The sequence below is a fragment of the Bradyrhizobium sp. FW305-F6 genome, assembly GCF_058782905.1.
This window is the reverse complement of record NZ_JBYSYD010000007.1, coordinates 215,012-225,335: the sequence shown is the minus strand read 5'-3', so window position 1 is coordinate 225,335 and position 10,324 is coordinate 215,012. Positions and strand designations below refer to the sequence as shown.

Below are 10,324 nucleotides of genomic sequence, written 5' to 3'. Positions count from 1 at the left end.
CGGGTCAGCGTCGAAGCCGCCGATTCCAGCTGCACAGCCGAGGCCGAGACGTTGGAGACGATGGTGCCGACCGCGCTTTCGAAATCGTCGGCGAAGCGGATCAGCTCGGCGCGGCGGCTGGCGGCCTGCTCCCGGTTCTGGACTTCGCTGGCGGCGGCATCGCGCTCGGCCTTGGCGACGGCCTGGACCTTGAACTCCTCGACGGCGCCGGCCATCTCTCCGATCTCGTCCTTGCGCCCCAAGCCGGGCAGCACGACGTCGAAATTGCCCGAGGCCAGCTCGCGCATCGCCTTGCACATCGCGATCATCGGACGCGAGATGCCGGTGCCGAGCAGGAAGGCGAGAACCGCGCCCAGCAGCGTGCCACCGACCGCCAGCATCAGCACCAGCTGCTCGGTCTGCCCGATGGTCGCTTCGGATTCGGCATCCAGCCGTTGCTGCTCCGCGACGAGGTCCGCCTTCAAGGCGGTCGCGCCTTCCTGGATTGCAGAGGCCGCGCCGTTCATCTCGGCGACGAGGCCTTCAACCAGTTTGGCGTTGGCGATCAGCTTCTCCAGCGCTTCGCGATAGGCGCCGAGGATGGCCTTGGCCTCCTTCAGGCCAGAGACGATCTTGTCGTCCATGGAATAGACCGCACTGAGCGAGTTCTCGACGAATTTCAGCCGCGCCAGCGCGCTGTTCGCGATCGCCTGATCGGAGGTCAGCACGAACTGGGTGGCTGCAGCGCTCGCTGTCTGGAATTGGGCGTTGACCTGCTTGGTGCCGAACTCGATGGCCTGCGCCTCGGAATCGGACGCGTTGTTGCCGATATCGTCGAGCTTGTACTTCAGGAGATTGGCCTGGCGCTGCAGCTGGTTCTGCACCAGCAGCGCGCTGTCACGCTTGGCCTGGAGCACCCTGGCGAAGGTGGTGGAGAAGCTGGAAAACTCCTTGGCGAGCTTGCCGAGGCTTTCCTGCCGCGCCGGCTGCTTGGCACCCTTGGCGGCCTGGTCGATGGCGTTCTTCAGGCTCGCCTCGGCATCCAGCGCCGCCTTGGCGTCGTCTTCCTTGCCGGTGACGACGAAATATCTGACGGCCGAACGGTAGCCGAGCAACTCGCGGTCGATGGTGCGGGCGAGATCGGCCTCGGACACGCTGCTGCGGTAGGATCCGACCCCCGAGGCGACCCGCTCGAAGCCGAAATAGGAGAAGGCCATGCTGCCGGCGGAGATCACCAGCACGGCGGCGAAGCCGAGAACGATCTTTGCGCGGAATTTGAGGGTCGGAAACAATGTGCGCTTGGACGGCGACGCGATACGCCCGGACATTCCCAACCCCCATTTTCATTGCGACCATGGTCCGGAGGCGCCTCGCCCCCAGACCCGGCTGCGCAAAACTAGGGCAGAATCGATAAGGGGCAGTAAATTTGGCGGCCGGCACGATCCAGGGCGGGTTGGCCAGAGGCCGATCGGCCCGGCACAAGACGCTGGCATCCCACTTTCTCCGGCCCGCACCCCACGGCACGAGCGCAAATCGTCGCGCTGGGGCGATCAATGACTTTTCGATGACGGCGGCGACCAAAATCCTAGTTGCAAAGTTCCGGGTCGCTGTCTCTAATTAGAAACAATCAAAATCATCCCGGGAGGACTTCACGTGTCTACAGTCAAACTGACGGTCAACGGCAAGGCCGTTGCTGTCGACGTCGAGGACCGCACGCTGCTGGTCCAGCTCCTGCGCGATCACCTCAACCTCACGGGAACGCATGTCGGCTGCGACACCAGCCAGTGCGGCGCCTGCGTCGTGCACATGGACGGCAAGGCCGTGAAATCCTGCACCATGCTGGCGGGACAGGCCGATGGGGCCAGCATCACCACGATCGAGGGCATCGCCAAGGGCGACGAGCTGCACCCGATGCAGGCCGCCTTCCGCGACAATCACGGCCTGCAATGCGGCTATTGCACGCCGGGGATGATAATGTCGGCGATCGACATCGTGAACCGTCACGGCGGCCAGCTCGACGAGGCGACCGTCCGCACGGAGCTCGAAGGCAATATCTGCCGCTGCACCGGCTATCACAACATCGTCAAGGCCGTGCTGGATGCGGCCGGCCGCATGAAGGTCTCGCAGGCGGCCGAGTAAGCGGCGCGCCTCGAAGCAAGAACAATCGCCGCAGCCGTCGATGGACGGCGCGGTCAAGGAAATTTCCGGTCGGGAGGACCAGTCATGGGTGTTGAAGGTATCGGCGCACGCGTCGTGCGCAAAGAAGACAAGCGTTTCATTACCGGCAAGGGCCGCTACGTCGACGACATCAAGCTGATGGGCATGACCCATGCCTATTTCATCCGCAGCCCGCACGCGCACGCCAAGGTCAAGAAGATCGATTCGTCCGCCGCTCTGGAGATGCCGGGCGTGGTCGCGGTGCTCACCGGCCAGCAGCTGGTCGACGACAAGGTCGGCAACCTGATCTGCGGCTGGGCCATCACGTCGAAGGACGGCAGCCCGATGAAGATGGGCGCATGGCCGGCGATGGCGCCGGAGACGGTGCGCTTCGTCGGCCAGGCCATCGCGGTCGTGATTGCCGAGAGCAAGAATCTGGCGCGCGACGCGGCGGAAGCCGTCGTCGTCGACTACGAGGAGCTTCCCGCGGTCGCCGACATGAAGGCCGCGATCAAGACCGGCGCACCGCAGCTTCACCCTGAAGCGCCCGGCAACCAGGTCTATGACTGGGTGATCGGCGACGAGGGCGCCACCGATGCCGCCTTCGCCAAGGCCGCCAACGTCGTGAAGCTCGACGTCACCAACAACCGCCTCGCTCCGAACGCGATGGAGCCACGGGCGGCGATCGGCGACTACGACGCCGCCGAGGAGCACTTCACGCTCTATACGACCTCACAGAATCCGCATGTCGCCCGCCTCGTGCTGTCGGCGTTCTACAACATCGCCCCCGAGCACAAGCTGCGTGTGATCGCGCCAGACGTCGGCGGCGGCTTCGGCTCCAAGATCTTCATCTATCCCGAGGAGATGGTGGCGCTGTGGGCCTCCAAAAAGGTCGGCCGTCCCGTCAAATGGACCGGCGACCGCACCGAGGCCTTCCTCACCGACGCGCACGGCCGCGACCACATCACCCATGCCGAGATGGCGTTCGACGCCAACAACAAGATCATCGGGTTGAAGGTGAAGACCTACGCCAATTTCGGCGCCTATATGTCGCTGTTCTCGTCCTCGGTGCCGACCTATCTCTACGCGACGCTGCTGTCGGGCCAGTACAACATCCCGGCGATCCATGCCGAGGTGATCGGCGTCTACACCAACACCACGCCGGTCGACGCCTATCGCGGCGCGGGCCGCCCGGAGGCGAGCTACCTGGTCGAACGTCTGATGGAAACGGCGGCGCGGCAGCTCAACGTCGATCCGGCCCAGCTGCGCCGGACCAACTTCATCACGCAGTTTCCGCACCAGACGCCTGTGATCATGGCCTACGACACCGGCGACTTCAACGCGTCGCTCGACGCCGCGATGAAGGCGATCGACTATGCAGGCTTCCCCGCCCGCAAGGCCAAGGCGAAGGCCGATGGCAAGCTGCGCGGCATCGGCGTGTCCTGCTACATCGAGGCCTGCGGCATCGCGCCGTCGAAGGCGGTCGGCAGCCTCGGCGCTGGCGTCGGCCTGTGGGAATCGGCCGAGGTCCGCGTCAACCCGGTCGGCACCATCGAGATCCTCACGGGATCGCACAGCCACGGCCAGGGTCACGAGACCACATTCTGCCAGCTCGTCGCGGAACGGCTGGGCATTCCGATCAGCCAGGTCTCGATCGTCCATGGCGACACCGACAAGGTGCAGTTCGGCATGGGCACCTACGGCTCGCGCTCGGCGGCCGTCGGCCTCACCGCGATCCTGAAAGCCATGGAGAAGATGGAATCCAAGGCCAAGAAGATCGCGGCGCACGCGCTGGAAGCTTCGGAAGCCGACATCGTCATCGAGAACGGCGAGTTCAAGGTGACAGGCACCGACAAGGCGATCGCCCTGCCGATGGTCGCGCTCGCGGCCTACACCGCGCACAATCTGCCTGACGGGATGGAGCCGGGGTTGAAGGAGAGCGCCTTCTACGACCCGACCAACTTCACCTTCCCGGCCGGCGCCTATATCTGCGAGCTCGAGGTCGATCCCGGCACCGGTAAGACCTCCTTCGTCAACTTCGTCGCGGCGGACGATTTCGGCCGGCTGATCAATCCGATGATCGTCGAGGGCCAGGTCCATGGCGGCCTTGTGCAGGGCATCGGTCAGGCATTGCTCGAGCATGCGATCTACGATGCCAACGGCCAGCCGATCACTGCCTCGTTCATGGATTACGCCATGCCGCGTGCCGACGACGTGCCGTCGTTCAACCTGTCCCACACCACGACGCTGTGCCCGGGCAATCCGCTCGGCATCAAGGGTTGCGGCGAGGCCGGCGCGATCGGGGCGTCGGCGGCCGTGATCAACGCGATCACGGATGCGATCGGCAAGAACAATCTGGAAATGCCCGCAACCCCCGACCGGGTGTGGCGCACGATCCACGCGGCTTGAGGGAGGACCGAAGATGTACCAGACCACTTATCATCGTGCCTCCTCGGTCGACGAGGCCGCCAGCCTGTTCGCAAAAGGTAGCGAGTCGAAGTTCCTGGCAGGCGGTCAGACGCTGCTGCCGGTCATGAAGCAGCGCCTCGCAGGTCCCTCCGACGTCATCGACCTCGGCAGGATCAAGGAGCTGCAGGGCGTCGAGCTGTCGGGCGATACGCTGACCATCAAGGCCGGCACGATCTATTACGACATCATGACGAATGCCGACGTGAAGAAGGCGATCCCTGCGATCTCCTATCTCACCTCCGTGCTCGGCGATCCCGCCGTGCGCTACCGTGGCACGATCGGCGGCTCGATCGCCAACAACGATCCTGCCGCGGATTTCCCGGCCGCGCTGCTCGCGCTCGGCGCCACCGTGAAGACCAACAAGCGGTCGATCGCGGCGGATGATTTCTTCAAGGGCCTGTTCACCACGGCGCTGGAAGACGGCGAGATCATCACCGCCGTGTCATTCCCGGTGCCAGCGAAGGCGGGCTACGAGAAGATGCGGCACCCGGCCTCGCGTTTCGCACTGACCGGCGTGTTCGTCGCGCAGACCAAGTCAGGCGAGGTTCGGGTCGCCGCGACCGGCGCCTCCCAGAATGGAGTGATGCGGGTGCCTGCGATCGAGGCCGCGCTGAAGGCGAACTGGTCGCCGGCGGCGATCGACGGCGTGAGCATCTCGGCGAGCGGATTGCTGGCTGACATCCACGGCACGGCGGAGTACCGCGCCAATCTGATCAAGGTGATGGCGCAGCGCGCGGTGGCAGCTGCACGCGGATAGCGTCTCCACGCAATTTTTCCGCGGCGCGCACTTCGGTGCGCGCCGTTTTATTTTGGCCATGCGGCATGAAAACCGCTTGCCTCGTTGGCGTGAAGGCGGGAAAAGTTAATCGGCCGATTAACTCGCCCCATAGAAGAATGTCGGAGACGATGCCGGGCTACCGGCATGCGCTCGCGCCCCCGAGGAAACAACAACGTGCTCGATAAATCAGCCCCCACCTCATCCGTCCGCACCTCCGGCCCGCTGTCGGGCTTCCGCATCGTCGAATTCGCCGGCATCGGGCCGGGTCCGTTTGCCTGCATGATGCTGGCCGACATGGGCGCCGACGTCGTCACTCTCGACCGCGTCGGCGCGAAGAAGAGCATGAAGTCGGTCGCAGGCCGCGGCCGCAAGGTGATCGAGCTCGACCTCAAGGACAAGGCGGCGATCGCGCAAGTGCTCGACCTGCTCGCCAGCGCCGATGCTCTGGTCGAAGGCTTTCGCCCCGGCGTGATGGAACGGCTCGGCCTCGGGCCGGATGTGGTGCTCGCACGCAATCCAAAACTGGTCTATGGCCGCATGACCGGCTGGGGCCAGGAGGGCCCGCTCGCCAATGCCGCCGGCCATGACATCAACTACATCTCCATCACCGGCGCGCTCGCCGCGATCGGCACGAAGGAGGCGCCGGTGCCGCCGCTCAATCTCGTTGGCGATTTTGGCGGCGGCGCGCTCTATCTCGTCGTCGGCGTGCTCGCAGCGCTCCTGGAGGCGCAGAAATCCGGCAAGGGCCAGGTGGTCGACGCCGCCATGTGCGACGGCGCGGCCTCGCTGATGTCGTTCTTCTTCGACATGGCCACGATGGGTCGCTGGACCGAAGAGCGCAACCAGAACTTCCTCGACGGCGGCGCGCATTTCTACGGCGTCTACGAATGCGCCTGCGGGCACTTCGTCTCGATCGGCTCGATCGAGCCGCAATTCTACGCGCTGCTGCGCGAGCACGCCGGCCTCACCGACGCCGATTTCGACGCCCAGATGGATCGCAAGGCCTGGCCGGCGCTGAAGGAGAAGCTGAAGGCCGTGTTCAAGAGCAAGACGCGCGAGGACTGGTGCAAGATCATGGAAGGCACCGACATCTGCTTCGCACCGGTGCTGACCATGTCGGAGGCGACACAACATCCGCACATGGTCGCCCGCAACGTCTTCATCGAGCGTCACGGCGTGAAGCAGCCTGCACCGGCACCGCGCTTCTCGCGCACGCCGTCGGCGGCACGCGAGCCGGAGGCGGCGGAGATCGGCGCGGTGATGACGGCGTGGAAGGGCTGACGTCATTCCGGGGCGCTCGCGTCGCGAGCGAACCCGGAATCTGGAGATAATCACATCGAGATTCCGGGTTCGCGCTGACGCGCGCCCCGGAATGACGGTCAGGCCGCGTCCACCTTCAGCACCCCGCGCCGGATCTGATCCTCCTCGATCGATTCGAACAGGGCCTTGAAATTGCCCTCGCCGAAACCGTCGTCGCCCTTGCGCTGGATGAACTCGAAGAAGATCGGGCCGATCGCGTTGGCCGAGAAGATCTGCAGCAGCACCTTGGTCTGGCCGCCCTCGACCACGCCCTCGCCGTCGATCAAGATGCCGTTCTTCTTCAGCCGCGCCAGATCCTCGCCATGCTTGGGCAGGCGCGAGTCGACCTTCTCGAAATAGGTGTCGGGCGGCGACGGCATGAACGGCAGGCCGGCCTCACGCAGGTCTTCGATGGTGCGGTAGATGTCGCGGCAACCGCAGGCGATGTGCTGGATGCCTTCGCCGCGATAGGTCTTGAGATATTCCTCGATTTGGCCGGACTCGCCGGCATCCTCGTTGATGGGAATGCGGATCTTGCCGTCGGGGCTGGTCAGCGCGCGCGAGAACAGGCCAGAGGCGCGGCCCTCGATGTCGAAGAAGCGGATCTGGCGGAAGTTGAACAGCTTCTCGTAGAAGCCGGCCCAGACGTTCATGCGGCCGCGATGGACGTTATGGGTGAGATGGTCGAGATAGAACAGGCCGGCGCCAACCGGCTTGGGATCGCGCGCGCCCAGCCATTCGAACTCGCCATCATAGGCCGAGCCTTTGGCGCCGTAGCGGTCGACCAGATAAAGCAGGCTGCCGCCGATGCCCTTGATGGCGGGCACGTCCAGCGTCTTCTGTGCGGATGAGGCATTGGCCGGCTCGGCGCCGAGCGCAATCGCGCGGTCATAGGCCGCCTTGGCATCGACGACGCGGAACGCCATCGACGGCGCGCAGGGGCCGTGGGCGGCGACGAACTCGTAGCCGTGAGTGCCGGGCTCCTCGTTGACGAGATAGTTGATGTCGCCCTGGCGATAGACCGTGATCTTCTTGGTCCTGTGGCGCGCGACCGGCGCATAGCCCATCAGCTTGAACAGCGCGTGCAGCTGTTCGGGGTCGGGGTGCGCATATTCGACGAACTCGAACCCGTCGGTGCCCATCGGATTGTCGGCGCTGATCGTGGCCGGCGGTGCATCGTGCGGAAACGGTCCCATGATATTCTCCCGAATGGCTGCTGACAGGAACTATCCTTCATGGGCCATGCAATGAGCGTGCAAACGAGACGGCGTTTGGCTATCGTATGCACGATCCGTGCATGAAATGGATGAATGACGCATGATATCTGTTGATGCCTTCGACCTCAGGATCCTCAGCGCGCTCCAGGACGACGGCCGCCTCACCAACCAGGAGCTGGCCGAGCTCGCCGGCCTCTCGGCCTCGCAATGCTCACGGCGCCGGATGCGACTGGAGGAGGATAAGGTGATATCAGGCTATCATGCCGACCTCTCCAGCGAGGCGCTGGGCTTCGGCGTGATCGCCTTCATCCAGGTGGGGCTAGCGACCCACTCCCCGGACAATTCCAAGCGTTTTCGCACGCTGGTGAACCGGATCGACGAGATCCAGGAGGCGTATTCGCTGACGGGCGACGCCGACTATGTGCTGAAAGCCGTTCTGCGCGATCTCAAGGGCCTCTCCAACCTCGTCAACGACGTCCTGATGCCGCATCAAAGCGTGGCGCATGTGCGCTCGTCGATCGTGCTGGACCGGCTGAAAGAGAGCTCGAAGCTGCCACTCAAGGAATTAAAGCCCGGCTGAAATCGAGGGAACTACGGCATTCGCGCCGGCTGCGCGATCTGCGATGATCCCAGTCCCATGTCCGGAGATTCAACATGGCGCTCCAGCTGCGACCGAACTGCGAATATTGCGACCGCGACCTGCCGCCCGCCGCAACCGATGCGCGGATCTGCTCCTATGAATGCACGTTCTGTGCGGACTGCGTCGAGACCAGGCTGTTCAATGTCTGCCCGAACTGCGGCGGCGGCTTCGCCCCGCGCCCGATCAGGCCGGCGCAGGAATGGCGGCCGGGCGTGTGCACGACGAAGCAGGCGCCGTCCGACAAGCGGGTGCATCTGAAGTACAGCGTGGAAGACGTTGCGGCGCATTGCGCGCGGATCAAGGACGTACCCCCGGAGAGGCGGTAGGTTCGAGGCCGTCGTTCCGGGGCGCGCAAAGCGCGAACCCGGAACCTCGAGATTCTCAGGTGCGCAATTGCGCACCGTAGTTCGATGCTTCGCATCGCCCCGGAATGACAGTGGCCTTACTTCGCCGGCAGAACCGTCCCCTCGACCTCGCCAAAGCCGACGCGGTAGCCGTTCCCCTGGCACCAGCCGCGCATGACGAGGCTGTCGCCGTCCTCCAGGAACGAGCGCCTAGCGCCGCCGGGCAGCTCGACCGGCTCGGTGCCGTTCCAGCTGATCTCGAGCAGACTGCCGCGCTGGTTCTTCTCCGGGCCGGAGATGGTGCCGGACCCTAAGAGATCGCCGACATTCATGGCGCAGCCGCTGGAAGCGTGGTGCATCAATTGCTGCACCGAGGACCAGTACATGTACTTGAAATTGGTGCGGCTGATGCTGGCGGGCGCATTGGCGCTGGCCGCGCGCAACGAGACGTCGAGTTCGACATCGTAGTTCTGCGGCCTGGTCTGCTTGAGATAGTCGAGCGGTACCGGTTGCTGCTCCGGCCCGTTCAGGCGGAACGGCTCCAGCGCCTCACGCGTCACCACCCAGGGGCTGATCGAGGTCGCGAAGACCTTTGCGAGAAACGGGCCGAGCGGCACATATTCCCATTGCTGGATGTCGCGCGCGCTCCAGTCGTTGAGCAGGACGAAACCGAAGATCATCTCCTCGGCCTGGCTCTCGGTGAGCATGCCGCCCATCGGCGACGGCTGGCCGATCACGACGCCCATCTCCAGCTCGAAATCGAGCCGCTTGCACGGCGCGAAGCTCGGCAGGTCCACGTTCGGCGGCTTCAGCTGCCCACGCGGCCGCTTCACTTGGGTGCCGGAGACCACGACCGTAGAGGCACGGCCGTTATAGGCGATCGGCATGTGCAGCCAGTTCGGCTGCAGCGCGTTGTCCTTGCCGCGGAACATGACGCCGACATTGGTGGCGTGCTCCTTCGACGAATAGAAGTCGGTGTAGCCGGAGACGGCGAACGGCAGATGCAGCTTGGCGTCGCGCATGGGAACGAGCGCGCGCTTGCGCAGCTCCTCGTTGTCGCGCAGCTCCGGATGATCCGCGCGCAGGAGTTCGCTGATGCGCGCGCGGGTCTTGCTCCAGACTTTAGGCCCGAGCGCCATGAACGGATTGAGCGAGGGTCCCGAGAACACGCCGAGCGGGCCGACGTCGAGCCGGCAATCCTGCTCGAGCTCCCAGAGATCGAGCACGTAATCGCCGATCGCGACACCGACGCGCGGGGTCGGATTGGCCGCCGTCGAGAACATGCCATAAGGCAGGTTCTGGATCGGAAAGTCGGAGGAAGTTTCGACCTCGATGAAGGAGCGGAGGCTGGGGTCGTTGGGGTGGGGCATTGGTTTCCCGTGAGCGCAGCGGTGACGGTGTCACCCTCCCCTGGAGGGGGAGGGTCGGTTCGCATGAAGCG

General features: G+C 64.7%; 9 protein-coding genes. 6 read left to right on the top strand and 3 right to left on the bottom strand.

The features are described from left to right. The coding region (locus tag AC3WLX_RS32750) for a HAMP domain-containing protein (RefSeq protein ID WP_492339049.1) at positions 1 to 1,307 on the bottom strand (1,307 nt) is incomplete at its 3' end. 325 nt (positions 1,308 to 1,632) lie between these two features. Between AC3WLX_RS32750 and AC3WLX_RS32745 the strand changes: the two genes are divergently transcribed. The 4 genes from AC3WLX_RS32745 (at position 1,633) to AC3WLX_RS32730 (ending at position 6,664) form a co-directional block, all read left to right on the top strand. Continuing rightward, positions 1,633 to 2,118, top strand: a complete 486-nt coding sequence (locus tag AC3WLX_RS32745; RefSeq protein WP_492339048.1) for a (2Fe-2S)-binding protein — start codon at positions 1,633 to 1,635, stop codon at positions 2,116 to 2,118. Between the two features lie 84 nt (positions 2,119 to 2,202). Then, positions 2,203 to 4,545 (top strand): xanthine dehydrogenase family protein molybdopterin-binding subunit, encoded by a 2,343-nt coding sequence (locus AC3WLX_RS32740; protein ID WP_492339047.1) that lies wholly within the window; start codon positions 2,203 to 2,205, stop codon positions 4,543 to 4,545. Positions 4,546 to 4,558: 13 nt separating this feature from the next. Beyond that, entirely contained in the window at positions 4,559 to 5,362 is an 804-nt protein-coding gene (locus AC3WLX_RS32735) for an FAD binding domain-containing protein (RefSeq protein WP_492339046.1), read from the top strand. A 195-nt stretch (positions 5,363 to 5,557) separates the two neighbouring features. After that, positions 5,558 to 6,664, top strand: a complete 1,107-nt coding sequence (locus tag AC3WLX_RS32730; protein WP_492339045.1) for a CaiB/BaiF CoA transferase family protein — start codon at positions 5,558 to 5,560, stop codon at positions 6,662 to 6,664. Between the two features lie 98 nt (positions 6,665 to 6,762). Here AC3WLX_RS32730 and hppD read toward each other — a convergent pair whose 3' ends face one another. Next, the gene (gene hppD / locus AC3WLX_RS32725) at positions 6,763 to 7,878 is read right to left on the bottom strand and encodes a 4-hydroxyphenylpyruvate dioxygenase (protein WP_492339044.1); all 1,116 of its coding nucleotides are present in this window, start codon (positions 7,876 to 7,878) and stop codon (positions 6,763 to 6,765) included. A 121-nt stretch (positions 7,879 to 7,999) separates the two neighbouring features. Here hppD and AC3WLX_RS32720 point away from each other — a divergent pair, with 121 nt between their 5' ends. Both AC3WLX_RS32720 and AC3WLX_RS32715 read left to right on the top strand, forming a co-directional pair. After that, positions 8,000 to 8,479: an Lrp/AsnC family transcriptional regulator gene (locus AC3WLX_RS32720; protein ID WP_492339043.1), complete on the top strand. Its 480-nt coding sequence runs from the start codon at positions 8,000 to 8,002 to the stop codon at positions 8,477 to 8,479. A gap of 74 nt (positions 8,480 to 8,553) precedes the next feature. Beyond that, positions 8,554 to 8,865: a DUF1272 domain-containing protein gene (locus AC3WLX_RS32715; RefSeq protein WP_291625588.1), complete on the top strand. Its 312-nt coding sequence runs from the start codon at positions 8,554 to 8,556 to the stop codon at positions 8,863 to 8,865. A gap of 116 nt (positions 8,866 to 8,981) precedes the next feature. Here the strand turns inward: AC3WLX_RS32715 and fahA are convergent, their stop codons facing one another. Continuing rightward, the gene (fahA, locus tag AC3WLX_RS32710; protein WP_492339042.1) at positions 8,982 to 10,253 is read right to left on the bottom strand and encodes a fumarylacetoacetase; all 1,272 of its coding nucleotides are present in this window, start codon (positions 10,251 to 10,253) and stop codon (positions 8,982 to 8,984) included. Positions 10,254 to 10,324 lie beyond the last annotated feature (71 nt).